The organism is Micromonospora sp. NPDC049240 (genome assembly GCF_040647835.1).
In the GTDB taxonomy this organism is placed as follows: domain Bacteria; phylum Actinomycetota; class Actinomycetes; order Mycobacteriales; family Micromonosporaceae; genus Micromonospora.
The window spans coordinates 26434-43657 of sequence record NZ_JBEZCX010000021.1 but is presented as its reverse complement, the minus strand read 5'-3'; the positions used below and the strand labels follow the sequence as shown (position 1 = coordinate 43657).

Genomic DNA, 17224 nt, shown 5'->3' with positions numbered 1-17224 from the left:
ACGCCGGTCCCCGCCGCCCGGTCCGGGCGGCGGGGACCGTGGCGGTTCACGGCTTCTGCGCCACCGCGATGACGTAGTCGAGCAGACCCAGCTCCTTCTTGATCAGCTCGGTGTCGCGCCAGTGGTTGGCCATCCCCTTGACCGCGCTGCCGTCGGCGGCGGCCCGGAACGCCGGGTCGGACGGGCGGACGGACTGGAACCGGCGCCAGCCCTCCCAGGTGCGGTCCGCGATGGAGTGCACCTCGACGGCGCCGAAGCCGGCGGCGGCGAGCTGCTCGCCGTAGGTCCTGCGGTCGTGCCAGTTCTCGTCCGGCAGGCTGAACTTGACGAAGCTGAGCGGGCCCGAGCTGATCGACATGCGCGCGGTGTCGTTGCTCAGCGGGATGATGTCGGCGGTGGCGATGGTGCCGCCCGGCCGCAGCACCCGGAACGCCTCGGCGAAGAACGCGCTGCGCGGGTGGAAGTGGAACGCCGACTCCAGCGCCACCACGCGGTCCACGCTGGCGTCCGGGAACGGCAGCGCGGTGGCGGTGCCGAGCTGGAAGTCGGCCCGGTCGGCGAGGCCCTCGCGGCGGGCCCGCTCCTGGGCGTGCTCGACGTGCCGGGGGGTCACGTTGATGCCGTGCACCTTCGCCACCCGGCGGTCCCGCAGCCAGGCGAAGTCCTGGTCGCCGTAGCCGAAGCCGACGTCGACGACGGTGTCGTCGGGCTTGAACCCGGCGGCGTCGGCGAGCTTGTCGGCAAGCGCCTGGCCGGCCACGTCGATGCTGGTGACGCCCTCCTCCCAGTAGCCGACGTTCATGTAGCGGGAGGTGCGGGCCGCGAACTCGACGTCCGGCGACTGGATCTCGTAGAACCGGCGGACCCGGGTCACCGGGTCCTTGGTGGCCAGGGTCCGGATGACCCGGCCGAGGGTGCGGAGGTTCTCCAGCATGTCAGCTCCTCAGGGCTGTGCGGGGGTTGGTCAGGGATGCAGGGCGGGCGCGGCGACCTGCCGGCGCAGGTCGGCCACCAGGGTGGCGGCGGCGTCGGGGCCGGCGGCCACGCCGAAGAGATAGAAGTCCGGCCGGATCAGCGCGGCGTCCGCGCCGCCCAGCCAGGTCGAGTAGACGCCGTCGAGGTCGGCCAGGTCGCCGGCCGCCGCGCCGTCGTCGGCCGGCCGCACGACCAGCCGGTACGCGCCGAGGTCGTCGAGGAACGCGACCGCGTCGTCGTCGAGCGTGGCGGGTTCCCGGGTGAGCAGCGTGAAGCCGACGCCCACCACGTCGTCGAAGCCGCCGGTGCGCCCGTCGACGGTCACCCGGCCCTGCGGCGCGGGTTCACCGGCGCGCGGGGTGGGCGTGCCGTCGTCGGCGCGGTGCAGCACCCCGTCGACGATCGCCTCGCGCAGCGAGCGGACATGCCGCTGCTGGGTACGCCGGCGCAGCGCGGCCAGCATCACCGAGTCCCGGCCGGCGGCCTTCTTGGGGTCGGTCTCGCAGATCACCGCCCCGGAGTCCATCGACATCCGGATCGCGTGCTGCACGTGCGCGCGTCGTTCCACCTGGTACGTGTCGAGCAGCGCCTCCCCGGCCCGGCCGCGGCGCACCAGGTCGAGCTTCCACGCCAGGTTGACCACGTCGCGGAAGCCGGAACTCATGCCCTGCCCGAGGAACGGCGGCATGACGTGCGCGGCGTCGCCGGCCAGGAACACCCGGCCGCGCCGCCACACGTCGGCGGAGCAGGCCTGGGTGGTGTAGACGCCGTACCGGTCCAGCCGGGCGTTGTCCGGGGTGATGTCGAACAGGCCGAGCAGCCGCCACGCGCTGGCCTCGGTGCGGAACTCCTCCAGGGTCTCCCCCGGCACCCGCATGAACTCCCACCGCCGGTGGTTCGGCCCGGCGGAGACGGCGGTACGCGGGCGGGCCGGGTCGCAGATCTGGAGGTTGTTCGGGGTGAACTCGCGCGGCGTGTGCAGCACCACGTCGCAGACCAGCCAGTCGTGGGTGAAGTCCAGGTCGGTGACGCCGGCGCCGAGCCACCCCCGGACGAAGCTGTTCGCGCCGTCGCAGCCGAGCACCCAGGACGCGGTGTAGGTGTGCGGGCCGCCGTCGCCGTCCACGGCGGTCACCTCGACCCGGTCGCTATGGTCGGTCAGGCCGGTCACCTCGACGCCCCGCTGCACCTGCACGCCGGGCAGTTCCGCCCCGCGTTCGGCGAGTCGTTCCTCCACCCCGGGCTGGTAGAACGACGTGGAGTCGGGCCACCCGGACGGGCCGTCCGGCGCGGCGCGCACGTGCAGCAGCGTCCGCCCGAAGCCGTTCTTCCAGGTGTACTCGCCGGACAGTTCGGTCACGTCGCCGAGCCGGTCGGCCACGCCGCAGGCGGCGAGGATCCGGCTGGCCTCGCCGTCGTAGGAGACCGCGCGCGGCATGCTGTACGGGGTGGTCCACTTCTCCAGCACCCGCACCGTGAAGCCGCGCTGCGCCAGCAGGATCGCGGCCACCTGGCCCACCGGGCCGTAGCCCACGATCAGTACGTCGGTCATCGCCGTCCCTCGTTCGTCCGCCTGGGCCGTCACAGCCCGAGTTCCGTGTCGATCAGGCTGAAGATCTCGTCGTCGCTGGCCCGGTCGAGGTCCAGGTCGTCGTCGGTGGCGGAGGCGCCGCGCATGGTCCGCCACTTGGCGACCAGCACCTCCAGCCGCGCCGCCACCTGGGTGTGCAGGTCCGCCTCGACGGTGGTCTCGGCGAGCGCCCGTTCCAGGCGTTCCAGCTCGGCGAGCACCGCCGGGGCGGCCTGCGCGCCGTCGGGCACCAGCCGGGAGCGCAGGTAGCCGGCCAGCGCCGCCGGGTCCGGGTAGTCGAAGACGGCGGTGGCCGGCAGTCGTTCCCCGGTCGCCTCGGTGAGCCGGTTGCGCAGCTCGACCGCGGTCAGCGAGTCGAAGCCCAGCTCGTGGAACGCCTGGCCCTCCCGGATGGCGTCCGGGCTGCCGTGGCCGAGCACCGCCGCGGCGGTGGCCCGGACCAGGTCGAGCAGGAGCGCGGACTGTTCCGCGCCGGTGAGCGCGCGCAGCCGCCCGGCCAGGTCGCCGCCGCCGGTGGTGGCGGCGCGGGCCTTCGGCCGGTCGACGCGGACCAGGCCGCGCATCAGCGCCGGCACGTGCGGCCGGCCGGCCAGCGCGGCCCGGTCGACGCGGGTCGGCACCAGGTGTTCCTCCGGCGCGGCCAGGCCGGCGTCGAACAGCGCCATGCCCAGGTCGGACGGGATCGCGAGCTGCCCGTCGCGGGTGGTGCCGGCCCGGTCCACGCCGGCGGTCAGCGTGCTGGCCTGCGCCCACAGCCCCCAGGCGTACGCGCGGGCGGGCAGTCCGACACCGCGTCGCCGCCGGGCGAGCGCGTCCAGCCAGGCGTTGGCGGCGGCGTAGTTGCCCTGGCCGGGCACGCCGAACACGCCGGCCCCGGAGGAGAACAGCACGAACCCGGCGAGGTCGAGGGGGCGGGTCAGCTCGTCGAGGTGGCGGGCGGCGTCCACCTTGGGGCGGAACACGGTGTCGAGGCGTTCCGGGGTGAGCGCGGTGACCACGCCGTCGTCGAGCACGCCGGCCAGGTGCACCACGGCGGTGAGCGGATGCGCCGCCGGCACGGCGGTGAGCAGCCCCGCCACCGCGTCCCGGTCGGCGACGTCGGCGGCGGCCACGGTGACGGTGGCGCCGAGCGCGGTCAGCTCGGCGGTCAGCTCGGCCGCGCCGGGCGCGTCCGGGCCGCCCCGGCTGGCCAGCAGCAGGTGCCGGACGCCGTGCCCGGTGACCAGCCGGCGGGCCACCAGCCCGCCCAGCAGGCCGGTGCCGCCGGTGAGCAGCACCGTGCCGTCCGGGTCCCACGTCTCGGGCATGGTGAGCACCACCTTGCCGACGTGCCGGGCCTGGCTGACGTAGCGGAACGCGTCCGGGGCCTGCCGGACGTCCCAGGCGCGCACCGGCAGCGGGCGCAACGCGCCGGTGGCGAACAGCGCCAGCAGCTCGGTGAGCATCCGCTGGATCTCGTCCGGCTCGACCTGCGTCAGGTCGTACGCCTGGTAGTCGACGCCGGGGTGGTCGGCGGCGACCCGGGCCGGGTCGCGCAGGTCGGTCTTGCCCATCTCCAGGAACCGGCCGCCGCGCGGCAGTAGCCGCAGCGACGCGTCGACGAACTCGCGGGCCAGCGAGTCGAGCACCACGTCCACGCCCCGGCCGCCGGTGGCGTCGAGGAAGCGTGCCTCGAAGTCGAGCGTCCGGGACGACGCCAGGTGGTCGGCGGGCACGCCCAGCTCCCGCAGCGCGGGCCACTTGCCTTCGCTGGCGGTGGCGAAGACGTCCGCGCCGAGGTGGCGGGCGATCTGCACCGCCGCCATGCCGACGCCGCCGGCGCCGGCGTGCACCAGCACGGACTCCCCGGCCCGCAGCCGGCCCAGCCCGACCAGCCCGCGCCAGGCGGTGAGGAACACCACCGGCACGGTCGCGGCCTGCGCGAACGTCCAGCCGTCCGGCATCGGCGCGAGCAGTCGCCGGTCGGTGACCGCGACCGGGCCGAAGCAGCCGGTGAACACGCCGAGCACCCGGTCGCCGGGGCGCAGGTCGGTGACCGCGGCGCCGACCTCGGCGACGACGCCGGCGGCCTCCCCGCCGGGCGGGCCGGGATCGCCCGGGTAGAGGCCGAGCGCGTTGAGCACGTCGCGGAAGTTCAGGCCGGCGGCGCGGACCCGGACCCGCACGTCGTACGGGCCGAGCGGCGCGTCGGCCGCGTCGGTGGGCACCAGCGCCAGGTGGTCGAGGCTGCCCCGGCGGGGCACGTCCAGCCGCCAGGCGGTCGCGTCGGCGGGCGGGGCGAGCGTCGGCGCGTCGGCGCGTCGGGCCAGCCGGGGCGCGTACGCGCCGCCGTCGCGCAGCGCCACCTGCGGCTCGTCGGCGGCGAGCACGGCGGTCAGGGTGGCCGCGTCGGGCTCGGTGTCGGCGTCGAGCAGCACGAACCGGTCCGGATTCTCGGACTGGGCGGAGCGGACCAGGCCCCACGCGGCGGCGGCGGCCGGGTCGTCGACCTCACCGGGCCCGTGCACGCCGACCGCGCCGCGGGTGAGCAGCACCAGCCGGGTCTCGGCCCAGCGCGGCTCGGCCAGCCAGCGCTGCACCAGCGCGAGCGCGTCCCCGGCGAGCCGTCGCGCCCGGTCCGGGGCGGCGGGGTCGGTGCGGGTCATCGTCCGGTGCGCGCCGGTCCCGGCGGTGAGCGGCGCGAGCACCGCGTCCGGCGACGTGGCACCGGCGTCGATCGCCGCGGCCAGCGCGGACAGGTCGGCGTGGCGCGACAGGTCGGCCGGGTCGGGCAGGTCGGTCCCGGAGGCCGGGCCGGCCGGGTCGACAGTCGACACGTGCGCGGCCGGGTCGGCGGGGTCGGTGGTCGGGGCGGCGAGCACGGCGATCCGGGCCGGGGTCGGCGCGGTGGGCGTCGGCAGCGGCTGCCAGGTGAGGTGGAACAGCGCGTCGGTGACCGCGTCGTCGCGGGCGCCCAGCTCGGCGCGGGAGATCGGGCGCATGGCCAGCGACGCCGCCTCGACCACCGACGCGCCGGCCGGGTCGGTGGCGGACAGCGCGAACGCGTGCGGGCCGACCCGCCGCAGCCGGACCCGCAGCGTGGTGGCGCCGGTGGCGTGCACGGTGAGCCCGTTCCAGGCGAACGGCAGCAGGATCTTCTCGCCGCCGGCGTCGGCGAGACCACCGAAGTGCGCGGCGTGCAGCGCGGCGTCGAGCAGCGCCGGGTGCAGCGCGTACCGGTCGGCGTCGGCGCGCGGGCCGGCCGGCAGCTCCACCTCGGCGTACACCTCGTCGTCGCCGGTCCGGACCGCGCGCAGGCCCTGGAACGCCGGGCCGTAGCCGTACCCCTCGTCGACCAGGCGGTCGTAGAAGCCGGTCAGGTCGACGGCGTGGGCGTCCGGCGGCGGCCCGGCCGGCGTCGCCGGGGTGGCTTCGGCGGCGGAGAGCGTGCCGCTGCCGTGCCGGGTCCACGGCGCGTCGGGCGGGCCGGCGGCGGGCCGGGAGTGCACGGTGACCGGGCGGCGGCCGTCGTCGGCGGGCGGACCGACCGCGACCTGCACCTGGGTGGCCGCGTCCTCGGGCAACGTGAGCGGCGCCTCGATGACCAGCTCGTCGAGGGCGGGGCAGCCGACCTCGTCGCCGGCACGCAGGCACAGCTCGACCAGCCCGGTGCCGGGCACCAGCACCCGGCCGGCGACCCGGTGGTCGGCCAGCCAGGGCTGCTCGGCGACCGCGAGCCGGCCGGTGAACAGGTGCCCCCGTCCGTCGGCCAGTGGCACCGACGCGCCGAGCAGCGGATGCCCGACGGCGGCCAGCCCGGCCGCGCCGACGTCGGCGGCGCCGGTGACCGGGCGGGGCCAGTAGCGGCGGTGCGCGAACGCGTAGGTGGGCAGGTCGACCCGGCGTCCGCCGGCCAGCACCGGCTGCCAGTCGACGGGTACGCCGCGCACGTGCAGCGCGGCCACGGAGAGCAGGAACCGGGCCCGGTCGCCCCGGCCGCGCTGCACCGAGCCGACCACCACCGCCGGGTGCTCGTGCTCCTGGCGCGTCTGCTCGATGCCCGGCGTGAGCACCGGGTGCGGGCTGCACTCGACGTACGTGTGGTGGCCCTCGGCGGTCAGCGCGCGTACCGCGTCCGCCAGTTCGACCGGCTGGCGCAGGTTGCGGTACCAGTAGTCGGCGTCCATCTCCTCGCCGCCGAGCCAGCACAGGTCGGTGGTGGAGTAGATCGGCACCGCCGCCGGTCCGGGCGTGACGCCGGCGACCGCCTCGGCCAGCTCGGCGCGGATCCGCTCCACCTGCGCGGAGTGGGAGGCGTAGTCGATCGCGAGGCGGCGCAGCCGTACCCGGTCGGCGTCCAGCTCGGCGGCGAACGCGTCCACCGCGTCCGGTTCGCCGGAGACCACCACGTTCGCCGGCCCGTTGACCGCGCCCACGGCCAGCCGGTCGCCGTACCGGGCGACCCGCTCGCGGACCACCTCGACCGGGAGCGGCACGGCGGCCATCACCCCGGCGCCGGCCAGCTTGCGCAGCGCGCGGGCGCGCAGCGCCACCAGCCGGGCGGCGTCGGTCAGCGACAGCACGCCGGCCACGCAGGCGGCGGCGATCTCGCCCTGCGAGTGGCCGACCACGGCGGCGGGCTGCACGCCGTACGAGCGCCACAGCTCGGCCAGCGACACCATCACCGCGAACAGCAGCGGCTGCACCACGTCCGCCCGTTCGAAGTCCGGGGTGCCGGGCGCCTGGCGCAGCAGGTCCCGCAGCGGATGGCCCAGCCAGGGCCGCAGCGCGGCGTCGCAGGCGGCCATCCGCTCGGCGAACACGGGCGCCTCGTCGAGCAGGTCCAGCGCCATGCCGGCCCACTGGGAGCCCTGGCCGGGGAAGACGAACACCAGCTTGCCGGTGGCGGTGACGTCGCCCCGTACCAGGTCGGTGGCGGGCTCGCCGGCGGCGAGCGCGTCCAGGCCGGCGGTGATCTCCGCCGGGCCGCCGACCAGCACGGCCCGGTGGCCGAAGCCGGCCCGGGTGGTGGCCAGCGACCAGGCCACGTCCAGCGGTCGCTGGTCGGGCCGGTCGGCGAGGTGGTCGCGCAGCCGGCGGGCCTGCCCGGCCAGCGCCTCCGGGGTACGCGCGGAGAGCAGCCACGGCAGCGCCACCGGCCCGGCCGGCGGCTCGGCGTCGACGGCCGGCTCGTCCGGCACGGCCTCGAGTACCACGTGGGCGTTGGTGCCGCTGATGCCGAACGAGGAGACGCCGGCGCGGGCCGGCCGGTCGGTACGCGGCCACGGCCGGGCCTCGGTGAGCAGGTCGACCGCGCCGGCCGCCCAGTCGACGCGGCTGGTGCGGTGCTCGGCGTGCAGCGTGCGGGGCAGTCGGCCGTGCCGCATGGCGAGGACGACCTTGAGCATCCCGGCGACGCCGGCCGCGGCCTGGGTGTGGCCGAGGTTGGACTTCACGGAGCCGAGCAGCAGCGGTGGGACGCCGTCGGGCCGGCGGCCGTAGGTGGCGAGGATCGCCTCGGCCTCGATCGGGTCGCCGAGCGGCGTGCCGGTGCCGTGCGCCTCGACCGCGTCCACGTCGGCCGGGTCGAGCCCGGCGGCGGCCAGCGCGGCCCGGATCACGCGTTCCTGGGACGGCCCGTTGGGGGCGGTGAGGCCGTTGGACGCGCCGTCGGAGTTGACCGCCGAGCCGCGCACCACGGCCAGCACCGGGTGGCCGCGTCGGCGGGCGTCGGAGAGCCGTTCCACCACCAGCACGCCGACGCCCTCGGACATGCCGAACCCGTCGGCGTCCTCGGCGAACGCCTTGCACCGGCCGTCCGGGGCGAGGCCGCGCTGGCGGCTGAACCCGGTCAGCCCGGCCGGGCCGGACAGCACCGACACGCCCCCGGCGAGCGCCAGGTCGCAGTCGCCCTGACGCAGCGCCTGCGCGGCCAGGTGCAGCGCCACCAGCGAGGCGGAGCAGGCGGTGTCCACGGTGACCGCCGGCCCTTCCAGCCCCAGCGCGTACGCGACCCGCCCGGAGAGCACGCTGGCGGCGGTGCCGGTGAGCAGGTGTCCCTCGTCGGCGACGGTCTCGCCGTCGTCGGCGGTGGCGCCGGGGGTGATCCGGTCGGCGTAGTCCTGGCCGTGGGTGCCGGCGAACACGCCGGTACGGCTGCCGCGCAGCGTGTCCGGGTCGATGCCGGCCCGTTCCAGCGCCTCCCAGGAGGTCTCCAGCAGCAGCCGGTGCTGCGGGTCCATGGCGAGCGCCTCGCGGGGGCTGATGCCGAAGAACGCGGCGTCGAAGTCGGCGAGCCCGGTGAGGAAGCCACCGGCGCGGGTGTAGGTGCGGCCGGGCGTGCCGGGCTCCGGGTCGTACAGGTCGGCAAGCGGCCAGCCCCGGTCGGTGGGCAGGTCGCCGATCACCTCGCCGCCGGCGTCGAGCAGCCGCCACAGCTCCTCGGGGGAGCCGATGCCGCCGGGGAACCGGCAGGCCATCGCGACGACCGCGACCGGCTCGTCCAGCGCGACGGTGGTGGCGTCGGCGACCTCGGTGGCGGCGGTGCCGAGCAGCCGGGCGTGCAGGTGCGCGGCGAGTAGTTCCGGGGTGGGGTGGTTGAACACGGCGTGCGGGGCGAGCCGGACGCCGGTGGCGGCGGAGAGCCGGTTGCTCAGCTCCACCGCCATCAGCGAGTCGAAGCCGAGTTCCTTGAACGGCCGGCGCGGTTCGACCTGGTCCGGCCCGGCGTGCCCGACGACCGTGGCGCAGCGGGCGCGGACCAGGTCGAGCAGGAGCGTGGCCCGTTCCGGCTCGCCGAGGCCGGCCAGGCGGTCGGCGAAGCCGGTTCCGGTGCTGGTGCCGGGCTCGGCGACGACGGCCCGGCGCGGGGCCGGCGGCAGCAGTGCCCGCAGCAGCGCCGGCACCTCCCCGGTGGCGCGCACGGCGGCCAGGTCCAGTCCGATCGGCACCAGCGTTGCCGGTTCGGCGCGCAGCGCGGCGTCGAACAGCGCCAGCCCGGCGGCGGCGTCCAGCGGACGGGTGCCGGTGCGGGCGAGCCGGGCCAGGTCGGCGGCGGTGAGTCGGCCGGCCATCCCGTCGGTCTCGGCCCACAGGCCCCAGGCGAGCGCGGTGCCGGGCAGCCCGTGGGCGCGGCGGTGCGCGGCGAGCGCGTCGAGGAACGCGTTGCCGGCGGCGTAGTTGCCCTGGCCGGGGCTGCCGAACGTGGCCGAGGCGGAGGAGAACAGCACGAACGCGGCCAGGTCGAGGCCGGCGGTCAGCTCGTGCAGGTGCCAGGCGCCGTGCACCTTGGCCCGCAGGGCGCCGGCCCAGCGGTCCGGGTCGAGGTCGGTGAGCAGCGCGTCGTCGGTGGCGCCGGCGGCGTGCACCACGGCCACCAGCCGGTCGGCGAGCGGGGCCAGCACGGCGGCGAGCGCGTCCCGGTCGGCCACGTCGGCGGCGACCACCCGGACGTCGACGCCGGTCGCCGCCAGCTCGTCGGCCCAGGGGGCGGGCCGGCCGGTGCGGCTGAGCAGCACCAGCTCCCGCACGTCGTACGCCTGCGCGAGGTGGACCGCGACATGCCGGCCGAGGCCGCCGGTGCCGCCGGTGAGCAGCACCGCGCCGCCGGCCAGCGCGGGCCGCGCGGCGGCGTCGGGCTCGGTGGCCGGGCGGAGCCGGGGCAGCAACGCACGGCCGTCGCGGACCGCGACCTCGGATTCGTCGTCGGCGGCGGCCAGCGCGGCGCGGACGGTGGTGTCGTCGACGGTGTCCAGGTGCAGCAGCAGGAACCGGTCGGGGTGCTCGGCGCGGGCCACCCGGAGCAGGCCGGCGGCCGGGGCGTGCGCCGGGTCGCCGTCGCGCACCGCCACCGCGAGCCGGGTGTCGACGGCGCGCGGGTCGTCGAGCCAGCGGTGCAGCACGCCGAGCAGCTCCAGGCCGATCGCGTCGGCGCGCTGCGCGACGGTGCTGTCCGGGTCGCCGTCGGGCAGGCGCAGCACCAGCACCGGCGGCAGCGGTCCGGTCGGCGGGACGGCGTCGGCGAGCGTCCAGGTGGGCACCGGGCCGGTCGGGGCGGGCAGCCAGTCCACCGTGTACAGGCCGGCCGGGCCGGTCTCCGGCGCCGGGGCGGCGGCGGACGGCAGCGTCACGGCGCGCAGCGCGATCCGGTCGACGTCGAGCACCGGCCGGCCGGCGTCGTCGACGGCGTCGAGCGTGACCGCGTCCGCGCCGGCCGGGGCAAGACTGACCCGCAGCGCGTACGCGCCGGTGGCGTGCCGGCGCACGCCGGTCCAGTCGGTGGGCACGATCCGCTCCCCCGGCCCGGCCGGCGGGGCGAACCCGGCCAGCGGAAGCAGGTCCAGCGCGGCGTCGAGCACGTCCGGGTGCACGCCGTACCGCTCGGCGTCCGGGTCGGCGGCGTCGTCGGGCAGCCGTACGTCGAGGTGCAGCCGGTCCCCGGCGGTCCAGGCGGCCCGCAGCAGCGGATGCGCCGCCTCGACCGGGCGGGCGCCGGCCGGCGGCCAGGCCGGGGCCGGTACGCCGGGCGCGGTGAGCGGGTCGGCCGGGGCGAGCACCGCGTCGGCGACCGCCCGCCACGGCTCGTGCTCGCCGGCGCGGACGTGGCAGCGGGCGGCGCGTCGGCCGGCGGCGTCCGGGCCGGCGACGTCGAACTGGAGGTCGACCGCGAGGCCGGCGGGCAGCGGCGCCGGTTCCGGCATCCGCAGGTCGGCCAGGACCGGGGTGTCGAGTCGTTCGCCGAGGTGGCCGAGCGCGTCGAGCAGCACGGTGGCGGGCAGCAGCGGCGCGGCGCCGTCCGGGGTGGCCGGCCGGGTGGCGGTGAACCGGCCGGTGGCGAGCACCTGGCCGGTGCCGGCGACCGGTAGCACGGCGGCGAGCAGCGGGTGCCCGGCGTCGCCGGTGGGTGCGCCGGGGGTGGCGGGCAGCCAGTAGTGCCGGTGCCGGAACGCGTAGGTGGGCAGCGCGACGGGCGGGTGCGGGCCGGGGCCGGCCAGCGCGGCCCGGTCCACCGGCACGCCGCGCACGTGCAGCCGGGCGGCGGCGGTGAGCAGCGCCGCCGGTTCGGGTGTGCCGGCCCGCAGCGTGGGCACGAACGCCAGGTCGTCGCCCGCGTCGGCGAGGCACTCGGCGGCCAGCGCGGCGAGCACGCCGCCGGGGCCGATCTCCAGGAACGTGGTGGCGCCTTCGGCGTGCAGGGCGCGGACGCCGTCGGCGAAGCGCACGGTGTCGCGGACGTGCGCCACCCAGTGCTCGGGCGAGGTGAGCCGGGCCGCGTCGACCGGCGCACCGGTCAACGTGGACACCACCGGCAGTTGCGGCGCGCGGTAGGTCAGCCCGGCGGCGACCTCCCGGAACGCGTCCAGCATCGGCGTCATGCGCGGCGAGTGGAACGCGTGCGACACGCGCAGCCGGCTGGTGCGGCGGCCGGCGGCGCGCAGCGTGGCGGCGACCGCCTCGACCGCGTCGGCGTCGCCGGAGAGCACCACGGCGGTCGGCCCGTTCACGGCGGCCAGCCCGACCCGGTCGGTCAGGTGCGGCAGCACCTCGGTCTCGTCGGCCTCCACCGCGACCATCGCGCCGCCGGCCGGCAACGCCTGCATGAGCCGGCCCCGCGCGGCGACCAGCGCGGCGGCGTCGGCGAGCGTGAGCACGCCGGCCACGTGCGCGGCGGCGATCTCGCCGATCGAGTGGCCGAGCAGCAGGTCCGGGCGGACGCCCCAGGATTCGAGCAGCCGGTGCAGCGCCACCTCGACGGCGAACAGCGCCGGCTGGGTGTAGCGGGTCTCGTGCAGCAGCGCGGCCCGCGTGTCGCCGTCCGGGGCGAGGACCACGTCGGCGACCGACTGCCCGGTGACGTGCCGGTCCAGTTCGGCGCAGGCGGCGTCGAACGCCTCCGCGTAGACCGGGTACGCCGCGCGCAGCTCCCGGCCCATGCCGGCGCGTTGCCCGCCCTGCCCGCCGAAGAGGACGGCGAGCCGGCCGTCGGAGACCCGGCCGGTGAGCACGCCGGCCGGGTCGGTGTCGCCACGGCTCAGCGCCGTCAGCGCGGCGCGGGCGTCGGCCGGGTCGCCGACCAGCAGCGCCGCCCGGTGGTCCAGCGCCGCCCGCGTGGTGGCCAGCGCGTACGCCACGTCGGCCGGGTCGGCGTCGATCCGGTCGAGCCGGCTCAGCAGCCGGGCCGCCTGGTCCCGCAGGCCCTCGCGGCTGGCCGCGGAGAGCAGCCACGGCACGACGCCGGCCGGGTGCTGCCGGGTGACCGGCGGCGGGGTGGGCGTGGCGGGGGCCGCCTCGACGACGACGTGGGCGTTGGTGCCGCTGATGCCGAACGAGGAGATCCCGGCGCGGCGGGGCCGGTCCACGTCGGGCCACGGCCGGGCGTCGGTGAGCAGCTCGACCGCGCCGGCCGACCAGTCGACCTCGCGGGTCGGCGCGTCGACGTGCAGCGTGCGCGGCAGCGTGCCGTGGTGCAGCGCGAGCACCATCTTCATCACCCCGGCCGCGCCGGCCGCCGCCTGGGTGTGCCCGAGGTTCGACTTGAGCGAGCCGAGCAGCAGCGGACGGTCCGCCGGCCGGCCCTGCCCGTACGTGGCGAGCAGCGCCTGCGCCTCGATCGGGTCGCCGAGCCGGGTGCCGGTGCCGTGCGCCTCGACGGCGTCCACGTCGCCCGGTCCGAGGCCGGCGGTGGCCAGCGCCCGCCGGATGACCCGTTCCTGGGCCGGCCCGTTCGGGGCGGTGAGCCCGTTGGACGCCCCGTCCTGGTTGACCGCGCTGGCGCGCAGCAGCGCCAGCACCGGGTGGCCGTGGCGGCGGGCGTCGCTGAGCCGTTCCAGCAGCAGCACGGCGGCGCCCTCGGACCAGCCGGTGCCGTCGGCGGCCTCGGCGAACGCCTTGCACCGGCCGTCCGGCGCGAGTCCGCGTTGGCGGCTGAACTCGACGAACGCCTGCGGGGTGCCCATCACCGCGACGCCGCCGGCCACCGCGAGCGCGCAGTCCCCGGCGCGCAGCGCCTGCGCGGCCAGGTGCAGCGCGACGAGCGACGACGAGCAGGCGGTGTCCACGGTCACCGCGGGCCCTTCCAGGCCCAGCGCGTACGCGACCCGCCCGGAGACCACGCTGCCGGCGGTGCCGACGCCGAGGTAGCCCTCGGTGCCGGGGGGCGCCTGGCCGACGTTGGCCGCGTAGTCGTGGTGCATCACGCCGGTGAACACGCCGGTGGCGCTGCCGCGCAGCCCGGTCGGGTCGATCCCGGCGCGCTCGAACAGCTCCCAGGACGTCTCCAGCAGCAGTCGCTGCTGCGGGTCCATGGCGAGCGCCTCGCGCGGGCTGATCGCGAACAGGGTGGCGTCGAAGTCCCCGGCGCCGGCCAGGAACCCGCCCACCCGCACGTACGAGGTGCCGGCCCGGTCGGGGTCGTCGGCGAACAGGTGCGCCAGGTCCCAGCCCCGGTCGGTGGGGAACCCGGTGAGCCCCTCGCCGCCGGATTCGAGCAGTTCCCACAACTCGTCGGGGCCGGTGACGCCGCCGGGCAGCCGGCAGGCCATGGCGACGATCGCCACCGGGTCGTCGGCGGCGACCGGGCCGGTCCCGGCGGCGGCGTCCGCGGCGCGGGCGGCGGGGCCGGTCGGGCCGGCGCCGCGCAGCAGCGTGGCCAGGTGCCGGGTGAGCGCGGCGGGTGTCGGGTGGTCGAACGCGGCGGTGGCGGAGAGCCGGGCGCCGGTGGCCCGGTTCAGCCGGTCGCGCAGCGCGACCGCGCGGACCGAGGTGAACCCGAGTTCGGTGAACGCCCGGCCGGGCCGGACCGCGCCCGCGCCGGGCAGCCCGGCGACCTCCGCGGTGGCGGCACGGACCAGGTCGGCCAGGAGGCGGTCGCCGTCGGCGGTGGTGAGCGCCGCGAACCGGCGGCGCAGCGTGTCCGCGTCGTCGTCGGGCCGGGTCGGGCCGCGCCAGGCCGGGTGGGCGGCCACCCGCTCGGCCGGGCCGGCCACCAGCACCAGGTCGTCGCCGTCGTGCGCGACGTCGAACGCGGCGGTCTCGGCCCACGCCGGTCCGGTCACCCCGATCAGCCGGGCCGGCAGTCCGGCCGCGTGCCGCCGGGCGACGAGCGCGTGCAGCGCGGCGACCGCGCCCGCCGCCGGTTCCCGTCCGGCGGCGCCGAGCAGCACGCCGGCGGGGACCAGCACGGTGTACGCGGTGGCGGCGGCGTGCCGGGTGTCCCGGTCCAGCCGGCCGGCCAGGTCGAGCAGCCGGGCGCTCCGGTCGTGGTCGGTCAGGTCGGCGTCGCGGACCCGCAGCACGGCCGCCCCGACCGGTTCCCCGTCCCGGGTCGCGAGGTCGGTGGTGGGGCCGTCGACCGGCAGCAGCCGCAGCGACCGGGCACCGTACGCGCCGGTCAGGTGTCGGGCCAGCGCCGCCCGCTCGGCGGTGTCCGCGCCGGCCAGCACCGCCGGCACGGCCGGGTCGAGCACCGTGGCGGCGTGTTCCGGGGCCGGCGCGGCGGCCGGCGCGGGCGCCGCGTACCGGGCGGCGCCGGCGCGCAGCGCGACCTGGGCGGCGCCGGCGTCCACCACGGACGGCAGCAACGCCGCCGAGGCGGGATCGGCGTCGACGAGCACGATCCGGTCCGGCCGGGCGGCCTGCCGACAGCGCGCCTGCGCCCAGGCGACGGCGGCGGCCGGGACCAGGTCGGGGTCGTCGGGCGTGTCGGCGGTGGACGCGTCCACCGCGCCGCTGGTCAGCACCACCACCCGGGCGGTCGCGTAGCGCGCGTCGTCGAGCCAGCCGGGCAGCGCCGCCGGGTCGACGCCGGCCAGCACCAGCACGTCCGCGTCGGTGTCGGTGGAGTGGGCGCCGGTGTGGACGTCCTCGCCCTCGGCGGTCAGCGCGTCGGCGACCGCACCGGCGTGCGGCCCGACGACCGCCCAGCGCCGGCCGGGCGCGCGGTCGACAGGTGCCAGCGGACGCCAGGTGAGCCGGGTCAGCGCCTCGTGGTGCGTGCCGTTGACCGCGCGCAGCCGGGCCGGCGTCTCCGCCAGCAGCCGCCGGGTGACCTTCCCGGAGGCGGTCCGCGGCACCGCGTCGATCTCGTACAGCTCCTGCGGCACCTTGTGGTACGCGAGCCGCTCGCGGCAGGCGGCGTACGCGGCGGCCGGCGCGAAACCCTCCGGCGCGGGCACCACGTACGCGACCGGCACCTCGCCGAGCACCTCGTGCGGGCGGCCGGTGACCGCCACGTCGGCCACGCCGGGCACCGCGCGCAGCACGTCCTCCACCTCGACCGGGTGCACCTTCTCGCCGCCCCGGATGATCAGTTCCCGGTGCCGGCCGGTGACGAAGAGGTTCCCGTCGGCGTCGCTGCGGGCCAGGTCCCCGGTGCGGTACCAGCCGTCGCGCAGCGCCGCCGCGGTGGCCTCGGGCAGCCCGTGGTAGCCGAGCATGACGCCCGGGCCGCGGACCCACACCTCGCCCTCGTCACCGGTCGGCACGTCGCGGCCGGTGTCCGGGCTGACCAGGCGCACCTGCACGCCGTCCACGGCCCGGCCGCAGGAACCCTCGGCCCGGGGCTCGTCCGGCCGGGTCACCGCGATCGAGCCGCACGTCTCGGTGCTGCCGTACGCGTCGAGCAGCGGCGCGTCGAAGACCTCCTCGAACGCGCGGCGCAGCTCCCCGGTGGTGATCGCGCCGCCGACCAGGCACACCCGCAGCGCGGGCGCGCGGAACCCGTCGGCGCGGGCCGCGTCGACCAGGTGGTGGTACATGGCGGGCACGCCGGCCAGCACGGTCGCCTCGTCCTCGGCGACCGCGCGCAGCACGTCGGCGGCGGCGAAGCCGTCGACCAGGCGGGCGCTCGCGCCGACCGCGGTCACGCTCAGCACGCAGCCGATGTGGGAGAGACTGTGGAACAAGGGCAGCGGCCAGACCACCCGGTCGGCGGCGGTCAGGTCGGGCACCGGCACGTAGCAGGCGGCCACCGACCAGAGGCAGGTGCGCTGGGTGGAGAGCACGCCCTTGGGCCGGCCGGTGGTGCCGGAGGTGTAGAGCATCCAGGCGACCTCGTCCAGGCCGAGGTCGTCACGGGCGTCGGCGGCCGGCGCCGCGTCGACGAGCGCCGGCCAGGCCGTCGCCGGGTCCGGGTACGGCCCGTCGCCGGTCACCCAGATCCGCAGGTCGGGCCGGTCCGCGCGCAGCCGCAGGAACTGGTCGAGGTGCTGCGGGTCGGTGACCACCAGCACCGCGCCGGAGTCGTCGAGCAGGTGGGCCAGTTCGGCGTCCGTGCTGCGCGGGTTCAGCGGTACGCCGACCGCCGCGGCCCGGGTCACGGCCAGCCAGGTCTCCACCGTCTCCACCCGGTTGCCCAGGCAGAACGCGACCCGCTCGCCCCGGCCGACGCCCGCGTCGACCAGGTGGCCGGCCAGCCGGGCGGTGACCGCCTCCAGCGCGGCCCAGGACACCGCCCGGTCCGCGTCGCGGAACGCCACCTGGTCCGGCAGCCGGCCGGCGTGGGCCCGGAGCAGTTCGGGCAACGGCTGGACCAGGTCACTCCGAAGCATGTCAGCACATCCGTCCTTCGCCGTAACGGCCCAAGTCTGGCCAGCGGCCCGGCGGTGACCTACCCCTGTCGCCCCCTAACCGGACCCCGGTTCCCGGCCGCGTGCGGGCCCTCCGGCGGGCCGGCGCGGTGAT

At 77.8% G+C, this 17224-nt stretch carries 3 protein-coding genes; all 3 read right to left on the bottom strand.

The genetic code is table 11. From position 1 onward, the window contains the following. Positions 1-46: 46 nt before the first annotated feature. From AB0B02_RS26710 to AB0B02_RS26700, 3 genes are read right to left on the bottom strand one after another with little or no spacing between them, the layout of a single operon-like run. Complete coding sequence (locus AB0B02_RS26710; protein WP_357304729.1) at positions 47-934, bottom strand: methyltransferase domain-containing protein; 888 nt, start codon at positions 932-934, stop codon at positions 47-49. A gap of 30 nt (positions 935-964) precedes the next feature. After that, positions 965-2527 (bottom strand): bifunctional 3-(3-hydroxy-phenyl)propionate/3-hydroxycinnamic acid hydroxylase, encoded by a 1563-nt coding sequence (locus AB0B02_RS26705; protein WP_357304726.1) that lies wholly within the window; start codon positions 2525-2527, stop codon positions 965-967. A gap of 29 nt (positions 2528-2556) precedes the next feature. Further along, entirely contained in the window at positions 2557-17091 is a 14535-nt protein-coding gene (locus tag AB0B02_RS26700; RefSeq protein ID WP_357304723.1) for an SDR family NAD(P)-dependent oxidoreductase, read from the bottom strand. Positions 17092-17224 lie beyond the last annotated feature (133 nt).